Here is a 21,982-nt window from a genome sequence, read left to right as displayed (position 1 = left end):
GAGGGGTGACCATGGAGAAACGGCGGCAGGAGGAAGAAAGGATGCGGGACTACCTGGAAGCCACGGCCATCCTGGACTGGGATCATCCGCGGGTGGTCGCCTTTGCCCGGGAAGCGGCGGGGGATGCGACGGATCCCGTGGAAAAGGCCGTGCGCCTTTATGTGGCGGTTCGGGACGGCATCCGCTACGATCCGTATTCGCCGTTCTACCGACCGGAACACTACCGGGCCAGCGAAGTGCTGCGGCGCGGACGAAGCTTTTGCATTCCCAAGGCGGCGCTTCTGTGCGCCGTGGCCCGGTGCCAGGGGATCCCCGCCCGGATCGGGTTCGCCACGGTGAAAAACCACCTGGCCACCCGCCAACTCCTGGACTATCTGGGCTCCAACGTCTTCGTCTACCACGGCTATACGGAGCTTTATCTGGAAGGGCGCTGGGTCAAGGCCACTCCGGCCTTCAACAAGGAACTGTGCGAGCGGCACGGGACGGAACCCCTGGACTTCGACGGCCGAAGCGATTCGATCTTCCATGCGTACAACAAGAGCCGGCAGAAGTTCATGGAATATCTGGAATATCACGGCGAGTATGCGGACGTTCCCGTGGAAATCATCGTGGACGCCTGGAAGGCCGCCTACGGGGCCGAAAGGGTGCAGGGCTGGATCGACGCCCTGGAAGGCGCCGATGACTCCCCCCGCCGGATCTTCGAGGAGGAAGACGTGGTGAGGTAACCGCCCACCCGGGATCCTTGCGCCCCCCCATGGATGAAAGAGCCTGTCCCCCGGGTGTCTCGGCGGGTCAACTCGGACCGGGGAGTCCCAGAAGGCCCAGGAGGAAGGCCCGGACGTTTTTGCCCAGCACGGCGTGATTGTAGCCGCCCTCCAGCACGGCGAAGCAGCCGATTCCGAGACGTCGGCACGCCTCCCGGATCATGGCGCCCATGGAGTGATAGTCGCGGGTTGAGAGAATCCCTCCCCAGTCCAGCTGATGGGCGTCGAAGCCCGCGGAGACGGCGATGATGTCCGCGTGCATGCGGGCCAGATCCCGCTCCACCGTCTTCAGGTATTCCCCGCGGTCTTCGGTCTGAGGGTTCAGAATGGCCGCATAGCCCTTGTCGCGCAAGATGTTCACGGAGCCGTCTCCGTAATGGAGGTCGAAGTCCAGGAGGTAGGCGGTCTGAATGAGCCCGTGGTGCTTCAGGTGTTCCAGGGCCACGGCCACGTTGTTGTAGTAGCAAAAGCCCCAGGAACCGTCCGCCGAAGCATGGTGCCCCGGCGGGCGGATCAGGGCGAAGGAGGGCCTGTTCATCCCTTCCAGAGCCGCCATGACGGCGCCTCCCGCCGCCAGGGACGCGATGGGATCCAGCCCCTCCCGGATCACCCGCTGGATGTGCCGGTCCGTGTGAACCCGCTGGATGTCTTCCCACGACGCGGGGAGAACCTCACGGTATTCGGCGATGTCGGAGATGGCGTCCCGGACGGCTTCGATCCGGCCCGGGGCGGCCGCCGGGTCGTGGGTGTAGGCTTCCAGGAAGTCCTCGTGGGTGAAAACGGGAATTTTATTCTGCGGCATGCCGTCCTTTTCCCTCGCCGGTCTTCCAAATCCAGAGAAATTCTTGCCTTGCTTCGAGATGCATCTCGTTTCATAAGATACACGTTACTTTCCCCACAAGAAACGATTCGGGAGCGAACGCCGCTCCCATGTGCCGAACGCCCCAGGAGGATTTCCCCATGATGGAAAACCTGAATCCGAACTCTTATCGGTTCGATGACTATCTGAAACGCCGGGATTCCCTGGACTTTTATGCGGACGATCCCATGGCGCAGGCCGTCGTTCGCCACTACTGCGGGGACCTCTGGGAGGAAGTGGACCGGGAAGCCAGGTCGCTTTCCCGGAAGGTCTCGTTCCGGTGGAAAGAGCTTGCGGAGGCGGCGGCCCTTCCGGAAAAGCGGCCCGCCGTAGAGCATTTCGACGCCTACGGAAGACGCGTGGACCGGATCGTGCGCCCCCTGGAGACGGAGCTGCTGGAAAGGGAGGTCTTTTCCGAGGCGCTCTTTTCTGAAAGGACGCATCCGTGGGTGAAACTCGTCAAGATGTTCTTGATCTATCAGCTGGGGGAAGCCTGCATCGCCTGCCCGGTCACCTGTACGGAAGGCCTGGTGGCCCTGCTGGACAAGTTCGCCGATACGCGCGAACTCATGCGCATCCGAACCCACTGCAAAGAGGGCCTGGACGGGCGTTTCGCCATCGGAGCCCAGTACCTTTCCGAGATCCAGGGCGGATCGGACGTTCCGGCCAACCGGGTGGAGGCGGTGGAGGAGGGAGGCACCTGGAGGCTTTACGGAAACAAGTTCTTCTGTTCCGCCACCCATGCGGACTACGCCTTGGTGACGGCCAAGCCCCGGGGATCGGACGCCGTGGCCCTTTTCGTGGTGCCCTCCTGGCTTCCAGCCGATGAAGAGAAGAGGACCCGAAACGGCTTCACCATCGATCGACTCAAATGGAAGATGGGCACCAGCGAACTGCCCACGGCGGAGATCACCTTCAACGGCGCCACAGCCTATCCCGTGGGACCCCTGGAAAGGGGGCTCGCCAACGTGGTGGGGATCGTGCTCACCCTTTCCCGGCTCACCGTGGGTCTTTCCAGTGCGGCGTTCATGACCCGTGCGGTCCGGGAAGCCAAGGCTTATGCGGAGTTCCGTGAAGCGTTCGGGCAGCGCATCGATCGGTTCCCGCTTGTGGCGTCCCAACTCGCCGGGATGGAGCGGACCGCGCAACGCACCCTGGCCGGCGCGTTTCGTCTTTACCGAAGCTTTCTGGGGCTGCCCGACGGCCTCAAGGGCGGGCTTGCCGCGGACGAACCCGATGAAGTGCGAAAGCTCCGCTTCGATGTGCGCGAACTCATCATGCTGCAGAAGATCACCGCCGCCTGGGACGCGCCGGACGTGATCCGAGGAGCCATGTCCATCTTCGGCGGACACGGCGTGATGGAGGATTTCTCGGCCCTTCCCCGGCTCTATCGTGACGCGGCGGTGAACGAACTTTGGGAAGGCCCCCGGAATGTCCTCCTCACGCAGATCCATCGGGACCTGAGCCGGGTGCGTGGCTGGTATCCGCCGGCCGAATTTGTGGGCCGGATCCTGGAAGGGGCCCCTGAAGGGCCGGTGAAGGAGCTCTCCCGGGAGGCGGAAGAGCTGCTTTCCGGTCCCATCACCCACCCGGTGAACGGCGAGACCATGGATCGGGCCCGAAGGTGGGACCGGTTCTGCCAGCGGTTGACGCAGCTCTACCAGGAACTTGCCTTGGAAGAAGTGGACAATGCCCGCTAGCTGTGTATCCTTTGGGAGTTCGGGGGCGCCTGTTCGGGGTGCCCCCTGGAAAGAGTCACAAGAGCCGGAGATTCTCTTCTGAAGGAACCAGTGATTCAAGCGAGCGGCTGCCGTTCATGGGAGAAAAGGGCACTTTTCAGCGTTTGAGGGAAAAGGAAAAGGAAACGCGGCGGCGGATCATTCTGGAGGCGGCCGAGCGGGTCTTCGGGCGCTGCCCCTTCGACAAGGTCAGCATGCGCCAGATCGCCAAGGAAGCGGGCATCTCGCCGGCGGCCATCTACCGGTATTTTCCGGACCAGCAGGCCCTTTTCATCGAGAGCTTCCTCACGGGGGCCGACCGGCTGGTTCAGCGGATCAAGAAGATCGTCGACAACCGGGGAACGGCCGTAGAAGTCGCTGGCGAAGTGGTGACCTTCCTGTGGGAAAACGACCACTATTTCCGCATGATGACCCATTTCATGCTGCACGGCGAGATTCGCGAAGACCTCCTGGAGCGGCTCAACGATATGGAGCGGAGGGTTCTCGATCATTTCCAGGCCGTCTTCGGCGAAGACTCGGGAGGGGGCGAATCCCGCCTCGTGGCCCATGCTTTTTTCGCCGCCCTGAACGGAGTGCTGATCACCTTCCGAAACTATCCGGGCCGGGCCCCGGAAGAGGTGCGCCGGCACATGGAGCGCATCGCCGGCCTCATTGCGGACCTGTTCGTAAAAGGCCTGAGGGGGGAATCGGAACCTGAGAGGGTGTCGTGACACTTTCAGATGTTGTGCCCGGCGCCGATCCGAAAAGCGATGGGGTCCTTGGCATAGATGCCGTCCGCCGGCGACGATCCGTCGGCCTGCGGGAAACGGTTGTTATGGCCGAACCAAAACGCTATAAGCACACGGCTCGACAAACAACCCATGAAACGAATCGAAGGAGAAAGGGCATGGACAAGACGAGAGTGGACATAGCGGTGTTGGCGGGGCTGGACCCCTGGGATTGGCCGGAGGATGCGGCGGACACCATCGCCGCGGTGGTGCGCGACAAGAACGCCGACCGGGATGTGCGGATCATGGCGTGCGAGATGGCCGGGGATCTGGTGGTCATGAACGACGACATGGCGGAGATGCTCCTCAACGTGGCGGCCGACGAGACGGAAGACGAGGAGGTTCGCGGCATGGCGGCCGTGGCTCTGGGCGCCGCGCTGGAGTACGTGGACGTGGAAGGCTTCGAAGAACCGGAGGATGCTCCCATCAGCGAAGCCATGTTCGAAAAGATTCAAAAGACGCTGCACGATCTTTACCTGGATCCCAAGCTCCCCAAGCTGGTGCGCCGGCGCGTGCTGGAAGCGTCGGTGCGCGCTCCCCAGGATTGGCACGAAGAAGCGGTGGCCTCCGCCTACGCGTCCAAGGATGCGGACTGGCGTCTTACGGCCGTTTTCTGCATGCGGTGGGTGAGCGGCTTCGAAAAGCAGATTCTGGAGGCCCTGAAGTCCAAGGACGACACCATCCGCTACGAAGCGGTGAGCGCCGCCGGCATGTGGGGAATCCCCGAGGCCGCCCCCGTGATCCGGAAGATCCTCCGCGCCTGGAAGGACGAGGACCTGGCCCTGGTGACGGCCGCCGTGGAGGCCGCTCCTTACGTGATGCAGGACGAGGCTCAGGGGCTGCTTTTTCCCATCTGGGAAGAGATGCGCCGAGAACAGGAAGATTTCCTGGGCGAGGAAGAGGAGGAGCTCCTGGACGCTCTGGAGGAGGCCTTCACGACCCTGGAGGGCCTGAGCGGCCTGGAAGAGGACGACGGAGACGGCGCGGGGCTCTAGGAGGCTTTCGGGTACGTTTTCGGACAGCCTCCTAAGCGCTTGCCCGGCCATGGCCTAATGGGGGGCGATCCTTTCATCACTCAGATATGGACGGGTGGGGATAGACCCCACCCTTACTCAAGAGATCGACACATTTCGCAAGGGGGGCAAATCGGTGGGCCCCGTGGAGTAAGCCCTGGATGCTACCCAAGCGATCAACGCATTTCGTAGGGGCGGGCTTCAGGCCCGCCCTTCAGGACCGCCGTTAGGCGTACCAGGCGCCGTGTCTTGAAAACTCCTGGATGAAATCCTCGATCATCTCCTCCAGCCCGTATCGGGCCGACCAGCCCCATTCGTTGCGAGCCGCGTCGTCGACGATCCTCAACCGCCCCAGTTCCCGAAGGAGCTCCACGATGAGCGGATCGGGCCTGAAGTCCAGATCGGCTTCGGGGAGCCTTTCGCGGACGTGCTCCACAAGCTCCCGGGCGGAGAAGGCCGGAGTGATGCCCGCCAGGTTGTAGACGACGGTTTCGATCCGCGACGCGGGCGCCTGGGAAAGTTCCCAGAGGGAGCGGGCGGCGTCCTTGAAGTAGATCACCGGGCACCGGGTCTCGGGCTCGCAAAGCAGCCGGTAGGGCTTGCCCCGCAGAGGGTATTCGATGGCCCAGGCGTTGTAGATGGACATGTGCGCCGTCTTGGCTCCGGGGCCCACCACGGAGGGGATCCTCACGCCCCGGAAGTCCAGCCCGAACTTTCGACGGTAGAACCTTCCCAGCAGTTCCCCGAAGACCTTGGTGGTGCCGTACATGCTCGTGGGGCGCTGCAGGGTGTCGTCGTCGATGAAGTCGGTGCGGATGCCCCGGCTGTAGACGGCCACCGTGCTGCCGTAGACGACCTGGTCCACGCCGGCGATCCGGCACGCCTCCAACACGTTGTAGGTTCCCACCACGTTGACGTCGAAGGCGGACCAGGGATCCTGTTCGCTGGGAGCCGAAAGCATGCCGCCCAGATGAAAGACGCCTTTCACGGAGTGTTCCCGAAGGCAGTTGAGCACAACGGAGAGATTGGTCTGGGACCCGCGCACGTAATCCAGGCGATCCCGGACGTCCTGGAGCATGGGGCCCAACGGCGCCACATCCAGCAGAACCGGCCGGGCCCCCTCTCGGATCATCAGCCGCGCCAGACTGGTCCCCAGGAAGCCGCAACCGCCCGTGATCAGATACTTCATGGAGCCGTTCCTCCCCCGGCAGCCCGCGGCGGCGTGGGAAGGGAACGCCGCGGGCTGAGGATGCACCGTTTCCGTTACTTGCCCATGGCCTTGCAGCCCGTCTCTTCGCAGGGCACCGCCACGTCCTCGGCCGGGATCATGGTGGCGTCGGCCACGTAGGCGTGATCGAAGAAGGGGTTTTCCTTCACGATTTCCCCGATCCAGTAGGGAACCTGGGCCTGATGGTCGCAGGCGCGCATGGTCCAGGTGCCGGCCGGCCCGTCGTAGCTCAACCCCTCCCAGGCCTGGATCACTTTTCTCACGTTGGTGGTGCCGGCCTTCTTGACGGCCTCGGCCCAGAACATGGTGGCCGTGTAGCCCTTGCCGATGAGCCAGGTGGGATAGTGGCCCTTGGCTTCGTGGTATTTCTTCACGAAGGCCTTGTTGGCTTCGGTGGGGATGGACAGCATGTACACCTCGGCGCCGATGCTGCCGATGACCGCCTCATCGTCGGCGATGCCCTTGATGAGCACGTCGTCGTTGGCGTAGTAACAGACGAACTTGGCCTTGAGTCCCATGGGTTTGCCCTGCTTGAGCAGGAGCATCAGATCATTGCCCCAGTTGGAGGTGAAGACCACTTCCGGTTCCGCGGCGATGAGCTGACTGATGTAGGGCGCGTAGTCCTTGGTTCCCAGGGGATGGTAAAGTTCCGCGACCATCTCCACGGTGGGGTCCAGTTCCTTGAGCTTCTTCTTGAAGGCGGCCATGGCTTCCTGGCCGAAGGAGTAATCCTGGGCGATGCCGGCAACCCGCTTGTAGCCGTTTTTCACCACCCACTGGGCCAGTGCGTAGGATCGGCCGTCGGTGCTGCCGCCCGGGCGGAAGAAGTGCCTGTTGCACTTTTCACCGGTGAGGCTGGCCGCATCCATTCCGTAGGTGAAAAAGAGGCCTCCCTGTTTCTCCATGAGTGCCGACATGGCCGCACCCACGGAGCTCCCCGTGCCGCCGCAGAAGAAGTTCACCCCTTCCTTGAGGATCAGCTTGGTCGCCTTCCTCGTGGCCACATCGGGCTTGACCTCGGAGTCGATGGGAATGACCTCCACCTTGCGGCCCAGCAGGCCCCCGGCCGCGTTGATCTCATCGGCGGCGTACTGAACGCCGGCCAGGTACCTTTCACCAATGTCCTTGAAGGTCCCGGAAAGAGGTTCCACCACTCCCAGTTTGATGGTGTCCGCGGCCAGCGCTCCCGTGGTGAGCAATCCGAAGAGCACACCCAAGGCCAACAACGCACAGCTTAGCTTCCTCATCTTCCTGCTCCCTTCCCTGTGGTTTAGAAGTTCACCTTATCCAGCCCTTTGAGTCCGAGGATCTCGCGGGCCTCCGCCGGGGTGGCCGGCTCCCGGCCCAGTTCGCGGGCGATGCGGATGATCTTGGCCACCTGCTCCCCGCTGCTGCGTGCCAGCCGCCCCTTTTCCAGATAGAGGTTGTCTTCCAGGCCCACGCGCACGTGCCCGCCCAGAAGCAGCGCCGCCGTTCCCATGCGGAATTGGTGCTTGCCGGCGGCGCAGACCGACCACTGGAAGTCCTGGATGAGCTCCTTGGCGGAATGGTGCAGGAACATGAGATTGTCGAGCGTGGCTTGCATGCCGCCCAGGATGCCGAGAACGAACTGCAAGTAGACCGGTGTTCGCACCCAGCCGCGTTCGATGAGAAAGGCCAGGTTGTGGAGCATGCCGGCGTCGTAGATCTCGAATTCCGGTTTGGTTTGCTGTTCCCTGAAGAACTCGTTGAACTGTCGCAGGGTCTTGAAGGTGTTGGGAAAGATGAAGTCCTCGGTCATGGCCAGGTAGTCTCTTTCCCAGTCGAACTTGAATTGGCGCAGATGATCCAGCACGTGAAAGAGGGCGAAGTTCATGGAACCGGCGTTGAGGGAGGCCAGTTCCGGGCTGAATCGCTTCACCGCCGCCACGCGCTCTTCCGTGCTCTGGCCCAGGCCTCCGCCCGTGGTGATGCAGATGACCAGATCCGAATGGCGCTTGATCCGGGAGATGATCTCCCCGAACAGGTCCAGATCGGCGGAGGGGCGGCCCGTTTCGGGATCCCGGGCATGGATATGCACCACCGCCGCTCCCGCTTCGTAGGCACTCAACGCATCTTCTACGATCTGGTCGGGCGTGATGGGAAGGTGGGGGGACATGCTGGGGGTGTGAATCCCTCCGGTGATGGCCGCCGTAAAGATGGTCTTGCTCATTCCCGCCTCCTCTTGGACACCGCAAAGCGTATTCCGGCCGGGACGGCCGCGCGTCAAACCTCCAGATAGGTCTTTCGGACTTCGTCCGCCGCCAGCAGGGCGTCGACGTCGCCTTCGAACACGATCTGACCCTTTCCCATCACATAGAAGCGATCCGCCACCTGGACGGCCGCCTTGAAGTTCTGTTCCACCATGAGCACCGTGACGCCGGAACGGCGCACCTGGGCCAGCATGTGGAGGACGTCCTGGACGATGAGCGGGGCCAGTCCTTCCGTGGGCTCGTCCACCAGAATGAGCCTGGGATTGCCCATGAGGGTACGGGCCACCGTGAGCATCTGTTGTTCGCCTCCCGAAAGATGCCGGCCCTTGTTGGTCCGCCGCTCATGGAGACGGGGGAACACTTGGTAGACCCGCTCCAGGGTCCAGGCCTGGGCGCCGTCGCCCCCATCGAGGGCGTTCTTCTTGCCGATCAAAAGATTCTCCTCAACGGTGAGGCTGCCGAAGATGCGCCGTTCTTCCGGGACGATCCCCACCCCCAGGCGCGCCACCTGGTAGGGCTGCAATCCGATGAGCTCCCGGCCCTGAAAGCGGATGCTGCCGGATCGGGGGCGCACCATGCCCATGATGCTCTTTAGGGTGGTGGACTTTCCCACGCCGTTTCGTCCCAGAAGGCACACCATCTCACCCTCCTGCAGGGTCATGGAAACTCCGTGCAGGATGTGGCTCTTGCCGTAGTAGCTGTGAATGTCTCGAACCTCGAGCATCGGCTTTCACCCTTCCCCAAGGTAGGCGTCTTTCACCCTTTGGTCGTCCCGGATGACGTGAGGTCGGTCCGATGCCAGGATCCTACCGTAGTGGAGCACGGAGATCCTGTCCGCCAGGGAAAAGACCACGTCCATGTCGTGTTCGATGATGATGAGGGTCTTGCCGCGGGTCACCCGGTCGATGAGCTGGATGGCTTCGGCGGTTTCCTCGCGGGTCATGCCGGCGGTGGGCTCGTCGAGAAGGATGAGCTCCGGGTCCGTGGAGAGCGTGAGCGCGATCTCCAGGGCGCGCTGCTGCCCGTAGGAGAGGGTGCTGACCGGGGCGTCTGCGACGGAACCCAGGCCCACCAGGTGAAGGAGCTCTTCCGTACGCCGGTTGACGGCCACGTCCCTGTCCACGCGTCTGAAGAAGTGGTAACGGAGCCCGTGGAGGCAGCGCACTCCGGAACGGACGTTCTCGAAGACGGTCAGTTCCTGGAACGCGTTGGTGATCTGGAAGGAGCGGGAGATCTTCATGCGGCACAATTGGTGGGGGGGCCTGCCCGTGATGTCCCGCCCTTGGAACAGGATGGATCCTCCGGACGGCTTGTATTTTCCGGTGATCACGTTGAACAGCGTGGTCTTTCCGGCGCCGTTGGGGCCGATGACCGCGTGCCGCTCTCCCTGTGCCACCTGGAAAGATACCCCGGCCAGGACTTCCAGGCCGGAAAAGTCCTTGTAGAGGTCGCGCACTTCCAAGATTCGCCCGTTGTCCTTCATGGTTTCCGCCCTTCCAAAGGCTGCGCAGCGTTCTTTCCGGCCGTGCCCGCCAGACGCTCCCGGATCGAAACGATCAGGCCGCTCAGTCCGCCCGGGACATAGAGGACCATGACGATGAAGATCAGGCCCATGATCAAGGGCCAGCGATCCGTGATGTCGCTCAGCTTGTCGTGGAGCAGCGTGTAGACCAGCGCTCCCAGCACCGGCCCCAGGAAGGAACCGGTCCCCCCTATGAAGGTCATCAACAGAACCGTGGTGGTCATCTCAATGCTGATGGCGCTGATGGATGTGAATTCGAAGAAGAGGGCGTAATAAGAGCCGGCGCATCCGGCCAGGGCGCCCGTGAAGGTGAATAGAAGCAGACGACTGATGTTGGTGTCGTAGCCGAGAAACTTCATGCGCTCCTCGTTTTCCCGCACCAGCAGGACGGTCCGCCCCATGGCCGTATGGGTGAAGTGCCAGCAGTACCCGATGAGGGCGCCGACGGTGATGAGCGCGAAATAGTAAAAGGTCGTGATGTCGGAAAGATCCAGGTGGACGCCGAGAAAGTCCAGGTTGGGACGATTGACGCTCAGGCCGTCGTCGCCCCCAGTCACCGAATGCCACTTGGTGGCCACGGCGTAGAAGAGCGCGTTGAAGGCGAGGGTGAGCAGGGCGAAGTAGGACCCCTTGTGGCGCAGGAGCAGCGCGCCGGTGACCACCCCCGCCAGCGTGGCCGCCGCCACGGAAAGGAGGATGGCGCTGCCCACGGAAAGCCCCGGAAGGTGGGCCAGGGCCACCGCCGTCACATAGGCGCCCGTTCCGAAGAACATGGCGTGCCCGAAGGAGAGCAGGCCGGCGTAGCCCAGCAGCAGATTGTAGCTCACGGCATAGAGCGCGAAGACGATCACCTCGGTGAGCAGATTCACGTGGTAGAGGGGCAGGAAGAGCGGGGCCGCCAGGAGCCCTCCCACCAACGCTATCCCGGGAAAGACGGAGCCAGGGTTTCCGGATCGACGCCTCATCATGCCTCCTCACCGAAAAGACCCGAGGGTTTCACCACCAAAACCACGGCCATGAGCAGATAGATCAAGGCCAGGGACAACTTGGGGACGAGGAGAACGCCGAAAGCCTGCAGCTGGCCGATGATGAGCGAGGCCAGCAGCGCCCCTCCCAGGCTCCCGAACCCGCCCACCACGATGACCACGAAGGCGTCCACGAGGATCTCGGCGGCCATGCCGGGATAGGTGGTCAGAAGAGGACCCGCGATCACCCCGGCGAAGCCGGACAAGGCCGCCCCCACCGCAAAGACCAGCATGAAAACCAGGGGCACGTTGATGCCCAACGCGTTGACCATTTCGTGGTCGTCCACCGCCGCCCGGACGATGATCCCCACCCGGGTGCGATAGAAGACGTAGCTCATGGCTGTTCCCACCGCCACCGCGCAGCCGATGATGAAGAGCCGGTAGACGGGGTAGGTGATGCCGAGCAGGGACACCTGGCCGGTGAGGAACCCGTCCAGGCTGACGGCCAGGGAATAGTTTCCCCAGATCCACTTCACCCCTTCGGTGATGATGTAGGCCAGGCCGAAGGTGAGGAGCAGTTCGTGGAGGTGGCCGTGCTGATGAACGCGGCGCAGGAGGAACCGCTCCACCAGGGCGCCGATGACGAAGAGGATCAGCGGGCAGAGGAGCATGGACAGCCAGAAATTTCCGCTCCATTGAAGAATGGAATAGGAAAAGTAGGCCCCCAGCATGTAGAAGGCCGCATGGGCGAAGTTGAGCACGTTCATCATCCCGAAGACCAGCGTCAGTCCCGACGAGACGAGAAAGAGCAGGCCGGCGTAGGCCAGGCCGTGCAAGACGAAGACGGCAAACTGGGTCATCGCGTCCCTCTGCCTGAATTTGTGGTGGGCAATGGCCGCTTGAATGGAGAGCCTCGGCCCCGCCCTCATCGAGCGGGGGCTTCAACGGTCCGGGATCGGTTCGATCAACCGCGCTGCGGCCGGATCAGCTCCATGATCCGGAGCAGCACCGAATCCCTTTTCTGGATGAGTTCCTGGGCCTGTTGACGGGTCCAGTGATGAAAGCCCTGCCCGGTCTTCACGCCCAACCGGCCTTGCGCAATGAGATCCTGCAGCAACGGGGAAGGGGATGTGTCCGCATTGAGGTGAGGGAAGAGGTATTGGTGCACGGCGTGAGTGAGATCCAGTCCCGCAAGGTCGGCCGTCTCCAAGGGGCCCAGCATGGCGCAGCGAAGTCCGAAGCCGTACTTGACCACCTTGTCGATGTCTTCCGCGTCGGCGATGCCGTCGGCCACCAGGGCCACGGCTTCCCGCCACATGGCGTGCTGGAGGCGGTTGCCGAGAAAGCCCGGAACGTCCTTGAGGACCCGAACCGGTTCCTTTCCCAGGCGCCGCATGAGCTCCACCACGCCTTCAAAAACCTGTTCCGATGTCTCCTCGCCCTTGATCACTTCCACACACGGCACCACGTGGGGAGGATTCCAGAAATGGGTGCCGAGAAAACGCTGGGGGTGTTGGAGACAGCGCGCAATCTCCGAGATGCTGATGGCCGAGGTGTTGCTGCAAAGAACGGCGGCCGCCGGCACATGCCGTTCCACTTCCTCGAACACCCGGACCTTCACGGCCAGGCTTTCCGTGACGGCTTCCACCACCAGGTCGGCGTCTGCCACGGCACAAGCCACATGGTCGCACAGGGCGATGCGATCCAGGCAGTCGGCGACGTCCTCGGGGCGCGCGAGCCCCAGTTCCACGAAGACCCGGAAGTTGTCCCGGATGCGCTGGGGAACCGCCTCCAGCATGGCGCGATCCACGTCATGGATCCGAACCCGGAATCCCTTGGAGGCGAAGATCTGTGCGATCCCGTGGCCCATGAGGCCGGCGCCCAGGATGCCCACCGTGGAGATGGCCTTGCCGTCCATGCGCTCTCCTTGTCCGTTCACGGAGTGTATTCCTTCAGGGAGACGGCGCGGAGCCGTCCCGCCAGACGGTATCCCGCTCGACGGGAAGCGGGTCTTTTCGAGGGTTGCGGACGTTGCGACCGATCCCGGCCCATGACGCCCTCCACGGTGCGGGGAGCCTGTCCCCGAACGTTTCTTCACGCTGTCCGGAAATGAAAGTTGCCTGATAGAAAACTTCTAGGTTCCTCCAGGGTTCTTGTCAAGCACTTTTTGGGGTGTGAAAGAAAAGCATGGAAAGTCAAAGGAATAGGGGGGTAGGAAGGGGGTCCTGAGGGGATGTTCGGGGAGGAAACAGGGGCTTGGACCGGGCGGGCGTTGGGGAAAATGTTTCCTTGTAGGCTACCCCCGGGCCCGTCTCCCGCGCCGCCCCGGGGGGTCATTTGCTGTGGATGACCATGAGGATCACCGTTTCGTGGTCCCCGTAGCTCTCTCCGTAGTGCGGCACGTTGCCGTCGAAATAGACGCAGTCGCCTTCCTCCACGATGAGGATCTGGTCGCCGAAGTGGAGCCGCATGGTACCCTTGAGGACGAACATCATCTCTTCGCTGTCGTGTTGAAACATGGCCTTGGGTTTCACCGGGTTCGGGGGCAGCACCAGGATGAAGGGCTGCATGTGCCGGTCGGGATAGCGGTGGGCGATGGAAAGGTACGAATACCCGAAGGCCGTTCCCTCGTGGGCAATGGGGATGCGTTCGTCTTTCTTGACCAGGGAGATGCTGCTCTGGGTGCTCACTTCCCCCAGCAGCACGGACGTGGTGACTCCCAGCACCTTGGCGATGCGGCTCAAGGTGCTGAGCGGAGGGGCCTTTTTGGAGGTTTCCAGCTTGGACAGGTAGCCCTTGGAGAAGCCGGTGGCGTCGGCCATTTCCTGCAGGGTCAGGCCCTTGGCCTTCCGGTAGTCTCTCACGCGTCGGCCGATGGCGGACTCGTCGATCACTTGGCAGGCCCCTTTCTCTCGGGTTCCGGCATCAGGATGTTCCCATGGATGGTGAAGCGCACGTCCGTTCCTACCCGTTATCCGGTTTTCGCAGCAACCGCAAGGACCAACCGCGGCGGGAAGGCCCGCCCCGGTTTCAAAAGTGCCCTATTCCCTTCAAATGCCCTGGGATTTCGACCGACACTCGAAATGGCCTGCAGCTTAAGGCCGCAGCCTACCATATCCCCGAAGCGGGTTTCAAACGGGAGTTGCCGGGCGGCCCCGTTCGGTGGAACTTCGGTGGGGTCGTGTTTTGGAGGAGAGTGCGGATATTCCGCAAGCTCTGCCCGGTTTCCTGTGGGTGGTGACGTGGGGTCTCTTCGGGGGTATCGCTTTGGGAGAGTATCTCTAAGAGATGTCGTAAGATCAGGATCAACTCCGGTATGTTCTTTGGGCGGTTTTCCAGAGGATTTCCCTATTGATTCCAACCTAAACTGAGCGATTTTTTCTTCGGGTGTCTCTTACACCGCGTGATTAGCGGGCGGGGATAAACCCCGCCCCTACCCAAGGGAGCATTGCATTTCTTTTGCCTAATCTGAGCGATTTTTTCTTCGGGTGTCTCTTACACCGCGTGATTAGCGGGCGGGGATAAACCCCGCCCCTACCCAATGGGTCCGGGGCTTTTTGTAGGGGCGGGCTTTACGCCCGCCCTTCAGGACCTGTCCATGAGAAAGAACCGTCCAATTCAGGTCCAAAATATTCATGGACCAGAATGTTTCGCATTCCCGGGATTTCATACCAAGGGATTTGGGGCGTGTCGGCTATTAGTTCATCCGGCAGACGACACGCCGCCTCGCCCAAGACGATGAGCTGCCGGATGACCGCATCCTGGGTTTTCTCATCCTGAATAAAGTCTTCATGCGTTAACCCTAGCACATAGGCTTCTATCTTTCTTACAGCGTCCAGCATATCTTCCAGACGAACTTGCCATTTTCTAGGCGACATGGACGGCCTCTCTAAGGATGTTGTCGCGGAGGGCGGGATGTAGCGCATCGGGAGTGCCCAGATCCACTTCGACTCCGAGTAGAGAGGTTAGTTCGTTTTTCAGACGCACAAACTCGAACAGACCAACTTCTGCCCCCGGCTCGAACTCAACCAGAATATCGATGTCGCTGCACGGTCCGGATTCGCACCTGGCCACCGATCCGAAAACGGCCAGCGAACGCACATGATGGGCTTCCAGCAACGCTTTGTTATGTTTTAGAATTTCGATGGCCTTGTCCCTGTCCACCATTCCCCGTCCTTCTAGGATATCTTCCAAGGGAAATCAGCGAGTTTTGGAATACGAACGATTCCAAATCCTACTTCAAGATCGTATTTGGTGCTGAGGCTGCCGTGAAGGCGAGTTTCCGGCCCACCCGGCGGGCCCCGGGGTCCGCCGGGTGGGGCCGGGATCAGAGGGCCTGGTCCAGGCGCTCCTTGATGGCGGCGAGGAAGGCTTCGGTGTCCACGCTCTGTTTTTCCGGAAACGGCGGGGAGATGGCCGCCAAGTCTCCGGTCATGATCCCTTCATCGATGGTCGTCAGGGCGGCCCGTTCCAGCGTGTCGGCGAACCGGACGGCTTCGGGGACCTGGTCCAGTTCTCCGCGCTTGCGGATGGCGCCAGTCCACGCGAAAAGGAGCGCCATGGGATTGGTGGAGGTCTTCTCTCCCTTGAGATACCGGTAGTAGTGGCGCTGCACCGTGCCGTGGGCCGCTTCGTAGACGTAGCAGCCCCGGGGCGAGATGAGCACCGAGGTCATCATGGCCAGGCTTCCGCAGGCCGACGCCACCATGTCGCTCATCACGTCCCCGTCGTAGTTCTTGCACGCCCACAGGAGCCCCCCTTCGGATTTCATGATCCGGGCCACCACGTCGTCGATGAGCGTGTAGAAGTAGTGGATCCCCTTCTCGGCGAACCGATCCCGGAACGCCTGGAACTCCTCATCGAAGATCTCCTTGAACCGGGCGTCGTAGGTCTTGGAAATGGTGTCCTTGGTGGCGAACCACACGTCCACGCCCCGGTCCAGGCCGAAGAGGAAACACGCCTGGGCGAAGCTCCGGATGGAGGCGTCCGTATTGTGGATGCCCTGGATGATGCCGGGGCCTTCAAAATCGGCGATCTTCACGACTTCCGTTTCCCCGGACTGGGACCGGAAGACCAGTTCGGCCGTACCCGGACCGGGCACGCGGATCTCCGCGTTCCTGTACACGTCCCCGTAGGCGTGGCGGGCGATGGTGATGGGCTTCTTCCAGCTCCGGACCACCGGCGGGATCTTTTCCACCAGGATGGGCGTGCGGAAGACCGTGCCGTCCAGGTAGCCTCGGATGGTGCCGTTGGGGCTCTTGTATTCCCGCTTGAGGTTGTACTCCTTCACCCGCTCGGCGTTGGGGGTGATGGTGGCGCATTTGACGCCCACCTGGTGCTTTTCCACGGCCCGGGCCGCTTCCAGGGTCACCGCATCGTCGGTTTCGTCGCGGTGCTCGATTCCCAGGTCGTAATAGTCGATGGTCAGGTCCAGGTAGGGAAAGAGCAGTTCCTCCTTGACCATCTTCCAGAGGATCCGGGTCATCTCGTCGCCGTCCATTTCCACGATGGGGTTCTTCAGCCGGATCTTGTCCTGCATGCGAGCTCCTTTCTCGGTCCGACGGGTTTTCGATCACGTGAAGAAGTTTCGATGGATGATCGGCATGGTCAGGATGATGAAGACCACGCGGCGACTTTCATCAAATCCCGTATATGATCCATTTTCGCCCGATTGATCAACCGCTGTTTTGAAAAGTCCGTTCCGGAACAGGCCCGGGACGGGCATCGCATTGCCTTCCAGGCCGCCATCGGCGAGAGAATCAGCTCATCGGGATGCCTGTCAACGCGCCGGAGCCTCGAGATGAGGAAGAATCGTCCAATATGAAAGAGAACCGCGAATGAACGCAAATAGACGCAAATGTGAAAGACTGGTGTGTGGGAGCGGCGAAAGCCGCGATGAGGGCGGGCGGCCATTCAACGGCCGCGCGATCGCGCAAAGCGAATCGCGCCTTGCGGCGCTCCCCCGGAAGGCCCTCGCCCCGGCCCATTGTTTCATCCATGCGGGGCGGCGAGCGTCGCCATGATCGTCAGCGCAAAAGAAAGTGCCGATGGTGAACGGAAGGGACTCTCCTGTTGTTTGGAAGCGCTTTGTCGGCTATCTTGGCGTCTTTGAGGCCTTCTCGGTGGGCATTGGGGTGGTTGGGCCGATGGGCCGGCCGGAGGGGCTCCTCACCCTTCCGTGGCCCCTTGGATGAAAGGAAGGAAAGAGAGCGGACCATGAGCGCACGAGCACGCTTGGAAAAAGACGGCGAAACCTTTGAGTTCGTGGACCTGAAAGGGCTTTTCGGAAACCGCCTGGGGCGGCTTCCCTATTCCATCCGGGTCCTGCTGGAAAACGTGGTGCGCCGCCGGGACGACCGGCTGGTGACGGAACGGGACGTGGAGAATCTGGCCGGGTGGCGGGGCCGGTACGCCGAGCCGGTGGAGATCCCCTTTTTCCCCGCCCGGGTGCTCATGCAGGACTTCACCGGGGTTCCCGCCGTGGCGGATCTCGCGGCCATGCGGGACGCCCTGGTGGCCTTGGGAAAGGATCCGGCGGCGGTCAATCCCCTGGTGCCCGTGGACCTGGTGGTGGACCATTCGGTCCAGGTGGACTTCTTCGGCACCTCGGACGCCCTCACGGCCAACGTCCGCAGGGAATACGAAAGGAACGGGGAGCGCTACACCTTCCTCAAGTGGGCCCAGAAGAGCTTCGAGAACTTCCGGGTGGTGCCTCCCAATTCGGGCATCTGCCACCAGGTGAACCTGGAGCACCTGAGCCGCGTCTTCTGGGACCGGAAGGAAGACGGCGTCCGCATCTGTTTTCCGGACACCGTGGTGGGTCTCGATTCCCACACCACCATGGTCAACGGCATCGGCGTTCTCGGCTGGGGCGTGGGAGGCATCGAGGCGGAAGCGGTCCTGATGGGGCAGCCCTATTCCATGGCCATTCCGGAGGTGATCGGTGTGCGCCTGGTGGGGCGTCTTCCGCGGAGGGCCAACGCCACGGACCTGGTTCTCCGAGTCACCGAGGCCTTGAGGGACTACGGGGTGGTGGAAAAGTTCGTGGAATTTTTCGGCCCGGCCGTGACCGCGCTGTCGGTGCCGGCCCGGGCCACCATCGCCAACATGAGCCCGGAATACGGCGCCACGGTGGGCTTCTTCCCGGTGGACGAGAAGGTGGTGGAGTACCTTCGGCTCACCCATCGGGAGCGGCAGGCGCGGGTGACGGAAGCGGCGGCCCGGGCCATGGGACTCTACTACGACGGATCGGAAGAACCCGATTATACGGATGTGCTGGAAATCGACCTTTCGGCCATCCGGCCGGCGGTGGCGGGCCCGTCCAAGCCCAAGGACCGCATCGAGCTTTCGGAGCTCAAGACGCGGTTCCGGCAACTTCGGGGCGAAGACGCCCCCAAGGCGGCGGTTCCCGTTCGGATCCGGGGGGAAAACGTGGAGCTTTCCGACGGCAGCGTGGTGATCGCGGCCATCACCTCGTGCACCAACACGTCCAACCCCCACGCCCTGCTGGGAGCGGCCCTTCTGGCCCGAAACGCGGTGAAGAGGGGCCTTGCGGTTCCCGCCCACGTGAAGACGTCCCTGGCTCCGGGATCCAAGGTGGTGGTCCAGTACCTGGATCGAAGCGGCCTCCTGCCCTACCTGGAGGCCCTGGGCTTCCATCCGGTGGCCTTCGGGTGCACCACCTGCATCGGGAATTCGGGTCCGCTCCACCCGGAAGTGGAACGGGCCATCGAGGAACACAACCTGAACGTGGCCGCCGTCCTGTCGGGAAACCGCAACTTCGAGGCCCGAATCCATCAGAAGGTGAAATCCAACTTCCTGGCGTCCCCGCTGCTGGTGGTGGCCTTCGCCTTGGCGGGCCGGGTGGACGTGGACCTGGAAAAGGAACCCGTCGGGCTGGATCCCAACGGAGGCCCCGTCTTTCTGGCCGACATCCTGCCGGACGATGAAGAGATCGAAGAGCTGGTGAACCGCTACGTTCAGGAAGATCTTTTCCGTGAGACCTACGAAAAAATCCTGGAAGGGGACCAATTCTGGAACGAGCTTCAGGTGCAGGAAAGCGTCACCTACCCGTGGGATCCCCGGTCCACCTACATCAAGTGCCCTCCCTACTTCGAAGGCTTCACGCCGCAGATGCCCGAAACCACCGACATTCGAGGGGCCCGGGTGCTCCTGTGGCTGGGCGACGCGGTGACCACCGATCACATCTCGCCCGCCGGGGCCATCCACGAAGACTACCCCGCGGGCCGGTACTTGAAATCCCTGGGCCTGAGCCGCCAGGAGTTCAACAGCTACGGGGCGCGGCGCGGGAACCACGAGGTGATGATGCGGGGAACCTTCGCCAACATCCGCATCCGAAACAAGCTGGTGTCGGAACCGGGAAGCTTCACCGTGAAGTTTCCGGAAGGGGAGAGGATGTATGTCTTCGAGGCCGCCGAGGCGTACCGCCGGGAGGGGGTCCCACTCATCGTGCTGGGCGGCAAGGAATACGGCACGGGGTCTTCCCGGGACTGGGCGGCCAAGGGGCCCAAGCTCTTGGGCGTCAAGGCGGTGATCGCCGAATCCTTCGAAAGGATCCACCGGAGCAACCTGATCGGGATGGGGATTTTGCCGCTACAGTTCCTGGAGGGCGAGTCGGCGGAATCCCTGGGCCTGGACGGTACGGAAGAATACCACATCGCGGGGATCGCCGGGATCGAACCGCGCCGAAAGCTCACGGTCACGGCGGTCAAGGACGGGAAGGAAAAGACCTTCCAGGTTCTGGCCCGGCTGGATACGGAGATCGAAGCGGACTACTACCGAAACGGGGGCATCCTGGACTATGTGCTGAGGAAGATGGCCGGATCGGACCAGGCCCCGTAATCTCCCGGCGGGTGTGGAGCCCGGATGCCGACCATCTACGTTAAGGGGCGAACGGCGATTCGCCCTTGCGAAAACCGATGAGCCTTTGGGGTCGGGGCGGGGTTTATCCCCGCCCATACAACCCGCGGAAATGGACAGACCCGGTGAAGAAACCGCTCCGCGTTGGATCTAGAGTTCGTAGGACTTCACGATGATGAGCTCGGGGATCTTTTCCGTGGCGTATTGCTGCACTTCGGGCCGCACGGAATAGACCACCAGCAGGGGGATCAGTGGCCGGGCCAGGTGCTTGTGGGTCCGCTCCAGGAGTTTCCGGAACCGTTCCACGTCCTTTTTGCCCAGCTGAGCCTTGCTTTCCCCGATGATGCACACGGCCTTTCCGTCCAGCGTCCCTTCGCCGTAGATGTTGATCTCGTCCAGGCCTCCGTCGGGATATTCGAGGAAACGGCGGTCCATGACCTGAATCTCCAGGGAGAGGCGCTCTTTTAGGATTCGCGGCAGGGACTGGATGGCCCGGTCTTCGAGGCCGTATCCCACCGTATCGGAGAGGCCGCCCAGCTGCTTTTTCACGGAGCGCATGTCCCGAACCAACCCCTGGACCACCTTTTCCGTCTTGGCCTGGGCTTCGGCCAGCTCTCCGACTTTCGCTTCAGTGCGCTTTTGCGCCTCGGCCAGTTCTTCGACCCTGGCTTCGGTGCGCTTCTGGGCTTCGGCCAGTTCTTTGACTTTTGTTTCGGTACGTTTTTGCGCCTCGGCCAGCTCTTCCACTTTGATTTCAGTGCGTTTTTGCGCCTCGGCCAGTTCTTCGACCTTGGCCTCAGTGCGCTTCTGGGCTTCAGCAAGCTCTCGCACCACCGCCTTCAGGTCGTCGAAGTCCTCCCTGGTCACGCGGATTTCGCGCATCCTGTCGTCGACGATGGCAACGATCGCCTCATAGACTTCTTTGCTGAAACCGTGTCCCGTGGCTTGTGCCATGGAAGCGCCCCCGTTGATTTGTTCATCGCTGCCGGCTTTATAACATGAAGGGACCCCGGGGGGGCAAGGGCGGGTTGCCGACGGCCGGCCGGATTCTCGCACGAAGGATCGGGGTCCTTCTTTTGCCGCCCCTCAATCCCTTCGAATCGGAGCCTGCCTTCGGACAGACTACTCCGTCTCCACAGGCCCGTCGCCACCATGCACCTTCACCCGTTCCCCGCCGGGTGGCTTATGGCTTTGGCTTCCGTGGGCCAAGGAAGCCCATCCTCGTCGGGGATCAATCTTGATCCTCTTCGTCTCCCCGAGCCCATTTCACCGGGCGCGATAATTTAGTCGAACGCCCCATGATATAGTCGAGGAATTCTTGCATTTGCTCTGGTGTCATCCGGGGCATATCCCCGGAGACCGAGTCGTGCATTTGCTGCAGCACCCGCTTCGCTCTTAGTTCGATAAGTTTATCCTCCGGAATGACCTTTGCCTTTTTCTGCGGCGTCTTTTCTCCAGTCATGACACAGCACCCTCCTTCCTGTGGGAAACTCTCCCACGGGCCTCAATCCCCTCGAATCGGGGCCTGCTGTTAATGGCCATCTAAAATGACCCACCTACGGCCAACAAAATTGACCCGGTTTGAGGATGCATTGGCGATCAATTGGCCGTAAAACCCCCATCTCTGAAAAATCAAAAAGGAGGTGGGAGGCAGACTTTGAAGGAGTGGGTCGTGATTCATAAGATCAAGGCACTTTATGATGAGGGCAACGGCCTGAAGATTCGGGCCATCGCACGCCAGCTGGGCCTATCCCGCAACACGGTCAGGAAATATCTGCGCATGGATGAGGCGGCCATTGAGGTGAAGCAAAGCCACCGGGAACGGCGCAAGCAGCTGGACGCCTATCGAGATTATATTGTGACCTTGCTTCGGCAGTTTCCAAATCTCAGCGCGGCGAAGGTGCTGTACAAGCTCCAGCAGAAGGACCCGGGGTTGAAGGTCTCGGAGCGTTCAGCGCGTCGATACGTCCGCCGGCTCAAGGAGACGGTGATCCAGTGTCAGAAGCGCTATTAC

General features: G+C 62.0%; 21 protein-coding genes. 6 read left to right on the top strand and 15 right to left on the bottom strand.

What is annotated here, in order from left to right; all coding sequences use genetic code 11:
- Nucleotides 1–11: 11 nt before the first annotated feature.
- Nucleotides 12–725, top strand: a complete 714-nt coding sequence (locus tag BUB04_RS02210; RefSeq protein WP_073036792.1) for a transglutaminase-like domain-containing protein — start codon at nucleotides 12–14, stop codon at nucleotides 723–725.
- 67 nt (nucleotides 726–792) lie between these two features.
- On the opposite strand, the gene BUB04_RS02205 is transcribed toward BUB04_RS02210, so the two are convergent.
- Nucleotides 793–1,566, bottom strand: a complete 774-nt coding sequence (locus BUB04_RS02205) for a histone deacetylase family protein (protein WP_245795101.1) — start codon at nucleotides 1,564–1,566, stop codon at nucleotides 793–795.
- Nucleotides 1,567–1,724: 158 nt separating this feature from the next.
- Between BUB04_RS02205 and BUB04_RS02200 the strand changes: the two genes are divergently transcribed.
- The 3 genes from BUB04_RS02200 (at nucleotide 1,725) to BUB04_RS02190 (ending at nucleotide 5,124) form a co-directional block, all read left to right on the top strand.
- Entirely contained in the window at nucleotides 1,725–3,323 is a 1,599-nt protein-coding gene (locus BUB04_RS02200; RefSeq protein ID WP_073036553.1) for an acyl-CoA dehydrogenase family protein, read from the top strand.
- A 116-nt stretch (nucleotides 3,324–3,439) separates the two neighbouring features.
- Nucleotides 3,440–4,072 (top strand): TetR/AcrR family transcriptional regulator, encoded by a 633-nt coding sequence (locus tag BUB04_RS02195; protein ID WP_073036551.1) that lies wholly within the window; start codon nucleotides 3,440–3,442, stop codon nucleotides 4,070–4,072.
- 176 nt (nucleotides 4,073–4,248) lie between these two features.
- Complete coding sequence (locus tag BUB04_RS02190) at nucleotides 4,249–5,124, top strand: HEAT repeat domain-containing protein (RefSeq protein ID WP_073036549.1); 876 nt, start codon at nucleotides 4,249–4,251, stop codon at nucleotides 5,122–5,124.
- Between the two features lie 244 nt (nucleotides 5,125–5,368).
- Here BUB04_RS02190 and BUB04_RS02185 read toward each other — a convergent pair whose 3' ends face one another.
- From BUB04_RS02185 to BUB04_RS02130, 12 genes are all read right to left on the bottom strand, one after another.
- Nucleotides 5,369–6,331, bottom strand: a complete 963-nt coding sequence (locus tag BUB04_RS02185; RefSeq protein WP_073036547.1) for an NAD-dependent epimerase/dehydratase family protein — start codon at nucleotides 6,329–6,331, stop codon at nucleotides 5,369–5,371.
- Nucleotides 6,332–6,405: 74 nt separating this feature from the next.
- A complete protein-coding gene (locus BUB04_RS02180; protein WP_084075935.1) occupies nucleotides 6,406–7,617 on the bottom strand; it encodes an ABC transporter substrate-binding protein in 1,212 nt (403 codons plus the stop codon).
- 23 nt (nucleotides 7,618–7,640) lie between these two features.
- Entirely contained in the window at nucleotides 7,641–8,561 is a 921-nt protein-coding gene (locus tag BUB04_RS02175; RefSeq protein WP_073036544.1) for a beta-keto acid cleavage family enzyme, read from the bottom strand.
- Nucleotides 8,562–8,614: 53 nt separating this feature from the next.
- On the bottom strand, nucleotides 8,615–9,325 hold the full coding sequence (locus BUB04_RS02170) for an ABC transporter ATP-binding protein (protein ID WP_073036542.1): 711 nt from the start codon (nucleotides 9,323–9,325) through the stop codon (nucleotides 8,615–8,617).
- Between the two features lie 6 nt (nucleotides 9,326–9,331).
- Entirely contained in the window at nucleotides 9,332–10,084 is a 753-nt protein-coding gene (locus BUB04_RS02165) for an ABC transporter ATP-binding protein (protein WP_073036540.1), read from the bottom strand.
- Complete coding sequence (locus BUB04_RS02160; protein WP_073036538.1) at nucleotides 10,081–11,088, bottom strand: branched-chain amino acid ABC transporter permease; 1,008 nt, start codon at nucleotides 11,086–11,088, stop codon at nucleotides 10,081–10,083. Before BUB04_RS02160 ends, BUB04_RS02165 begins: the two co-directional genes overlap by 4 nt.
- Nucleotides 11,088–11,948 (bottom strand): branched-chain amino acid ABC transporter permease, encoded by an 861-nt coding sequence (locus tag BUB04_RS02155; protein ID WP_073036536.1) that lies wholly within the window; start codon nucleotides 11,946–11,948, stop codon nucleotides 11,088–11,090. The genes BUB04_RS02160 and BUB04_RS02155 overlap by 1 nt, the downstream gene beginning before the upstream one ends.
- Before the next feature lie 104 nt (nucleotides 11,949–12,052).
- A complete protein-coding gene (locus tag BUB04_RS02150) occupies nucleotides 12,053–13,027 on the bottom strand; it encodes a 3-hydroxyacyl-CoA dehydrogenase family protein (RefSeq protein WP_218588351.1) in 975 nt (324 codons plus the stop codon).
- Nucleotides 13,028–13,421: 394 nt separating this feature from the next.
- Complete coding sequence (locus BUB04_RS02145; protein WP_073036532.1) at nucleotides 13,422–13,982, bottom strand: helix-turn-helix domain-containing protein; 561 nt, start codon at nucleotides 13,980–13,982, stop codon at nucleotides 13,422–13,424.
- Nucleotides 13,983–14,660: 678 nt separating this feature from the next.
- Nucleotides 14,661–14,966, bottom strand: a complete 306-nt coding sequence (locus BUB04_RS02140; protein ID WP_073036530.1) for a HepT-like ribonuclease domain-containing protein — start codon at nucleotides 14,964–14,966, stop codon at nucleotides 14,661–14,663.
- The gene (locus BUB04_RS02135; RefSeq protein WP_073036528.1) at nucleotides 14,956–15,255 is read right to left on the bottom strand and encodes a nucleotidyltransferase family protein; all 300 of its coding nucleotides are present in this window, start codon (nucleotides 15,253–15,255) and stop codon (nucleotides 14,956–14,958) included. The genes BUB04_RS02140 and BUB04_RS02135 overlap by 11 nt, the downstream gene beginning before the upstream one ends.
- A gap of 160 nt (nucleotides 15,256–15,415) precedes the next feature.
- Entirely contained in the window at nucleotides 15,416–16,627 is a 1,212-nt protein-coding gene (locus BUB04_RS02130) for an NADP-dependent isocitrate dehydrogenase (protein ID WP_073036526.1), read from the bottom strand.
- Between the two features lie 677 nt (nucleotides 16,628–17,304).
- Here BUB04_RS02130 and acnA point away from each other — a divergent pair.
- The gene (gene acnA, locus BUB04_RS02125) at nucleotides 17,305–19,950 is read left to right on the top strand and encodes an aconitate hydratase AcnA (RefSeq protein WP_073036524.1); all 2,646 of its coding nucleotides are present in this window, start codon (nucleotides 17,305–17,307) and stop codon (nucleotides 19,948–19,950) included.
- 168 nt (nucleotides 19,951–20,118) lie between these two features.
- On the opposite strand, the gene BUB04_RS02120 is transcribed toward acnA, so the two are convergent.
- Together BUB04_RS02120 and BUB04_RS02115 are read right to left on the bottom strand one after the other, a co-directional pair.
- Nucleotides 20,119–20,922: a coiled-coil domain-containing protein gene (locus BUB04_RS02120; protein WP_073036522.1), complete on the bottom strand. Its 804-nt coding sequence runs from the start codon at nucleotides 20,920–20,922 to the stop codon at nucleotides 20,119–20,121.
- Nucleotides 20,923–21,199: 277 nt separating this feature from the next.
- A complete protein-coding gene (locus BUB04_RS02115) occupies nucleotides 21,200–21,430 on the bottom strand; it encodes a hypothetical protein (RefSeq protein ID WP_073036520.1) in 231 nt (76 codons plus the stop codon).
- Nucleotides 21,431–21,640: 210 nt separating this feature from the next.
- Between BUB04_RS02115 and BUB04_RS02110 the strand changes: the two genes are divergently transcribed.
- Nucleotides 21,641–21,982: helix-turn-helix domain-containing protein (locus tag BUB04_RS02110; RefSeq protein ID WP_143156320.1), on the top strand; the 342-nt coding region annotated here is incomplete at its 3' end.

Origin of the sequence: Desulfacinum infernum DSM 9756 (genome assembly GCF_900129305.1) — a bacterium.
GTDB classification, from domain to species: Bacteria; Desulfobacterota; Syntrophobacteria; order Syntrophobacterales; family DSM-9756; genus Desulfacinum; species Desulfacinum infernum.
The sequence above is the reverse complement of the archived record's forward strand: the minus strand, read 5'-3'. Positions and strand labels throughout refer to the sequence as shown.

What these genes read in the sequence shown, in the direction of transcription:
- BUB04_RS02210 (WP_073036792.1), top strand. Translation starts at nt 12, where the DNA reads ATGGAGAAACGGCGGCAGGAGGAAGAAAGGATGCGGGACTACCTGGAA.
- BUB04_RS02205 (WP_245795101.1), bottom strand. Translation starts at nt 1,566, where the DNA reads ATGCCGCAGAATAAAATTCCCGTTTTCACCCACGAGGACTTCCTGGAA.
- BUB04_RS02200 (WP_073036553.1), top strand. Translation starts at nt 1,725, where the DNA reads ATGATGGAAAACCTGAATCCGAACTCTTATCGGTTCGATGACTATCTG.
- BUB04_RS02195 (WP_073036551.1), top strand. Translation starts at nt 3,440, where the DNA reads ATGGGAGAAAAGGGCACTTTTCAGCGTTTGAGGGAAAAGGAAAAGGAA.
- BUB04_RS02190 (WP_073036549.1), top strand. Translation starts at nt 4,249, where the DNA reads ATGGACAAGACGAGAGTGGACATAGCGGTGTTGGCGGGGCTGGACCCC.
- BUB04_RS02185 (WP_073036547.1), bottom strand. Translation starts at nt 6,331, where the DNA reads ATGAAGTATCTGATCACGGGCGGTTGCGGCTTCCTGGGGACCAGTCTG.
- BUB04_RS02180 (WP_084075935.1), bottom strand. Translation starts at nt 7,617, where the DNA reads ATGAGGAAGCTAAGCTGTGCGTTGTTGGCCTTGGGTGTGCTCTTCGGA.
- BUB04_RS02175 (WP_073036544.1), bottom strand. Translation starts at nt 8,561, where the DNA reads ATGAGCAAGACCATCTTTACGGCGGCCATCACCGGAGGGATTCACACC.
- BUB04_RS02170 (WP_073036542.1), bottom strand. Translation starts at nt 9,325, where the DNA reads ATGCTCGAGGTTCGAGACATTCACAGCTACTACGGCAAGAGCCACATC.
- BUB04_RS02165 (WP_073036540.1), bottom strand. Translation starts at nt 10,084, where the DNA reads ATGAAGGACAACGGGCGAATCTTGGAAGTGCGCGACCTCTACAAGGAC.
- BUB04_RS02160 (WP_073036538.1), bottom strand. Translation starts at nt 11,088, where the DNA reads ATGAGGCGTCGATCCGGAAACCCTGGCTCCGTCTTTCCCGGGATAGCG.
- BUB04_RS02155 (WP_073036536.1), bottom strand. Translation starts at nt 11,948, where the DNA reads ATGACCCAGTTTGCCGTCTTCGTCTTGCACGGCCTGGCCTACGCCGGC.
- BUB04_RS02140 (WP_073036530.1), bottom strand. Translation starts at nt 14,966, where the DNA reads ATGTCGCCTAGAAAATGGCAAGTTCGTCTGGAAGATATGCTGGACGCT.
- BUB04_RS02135 (WP_073036528.1), bottom strand. Translation starts at nt 15,255, where the DNA reads ATGGTGGACAGGGACAAGGCCATCGAAATTCTAAAACATAACAAAGCG.
- BUB04_RS02130 (WP_073036526.1), bottom strand. Translation starts at nt 16,627, where the DNA reads ATGCAGGACAAGATCCGGCTGAAGAACCCCATCGTGGAAATGGACGGC.
- acnA (WP_073036524.1), top strand. Translation starts at nt 17,305, where the DNA reads ATGAGCGCACGAGCACGCTTGGAAAAAGACGGCGAAACCTTTGAGTTC.
- BUB04_RS02120 (WP_073036522.1), bottom strand. Translation starts at nt 20,922, where the DNA reads ATGGCACAAGCCACGGGACACGGTTTCAGCAAAGAAGTCTATGAGGCG.
- BUB04_RS02115 (WP_073036520.1), bottom strand. Translation starts at nt 21,430, where the DNA reads ATGACTGGAGAAAAGACGCCGCAGAAAAAGGCAAAGGTCATTCCGGAG.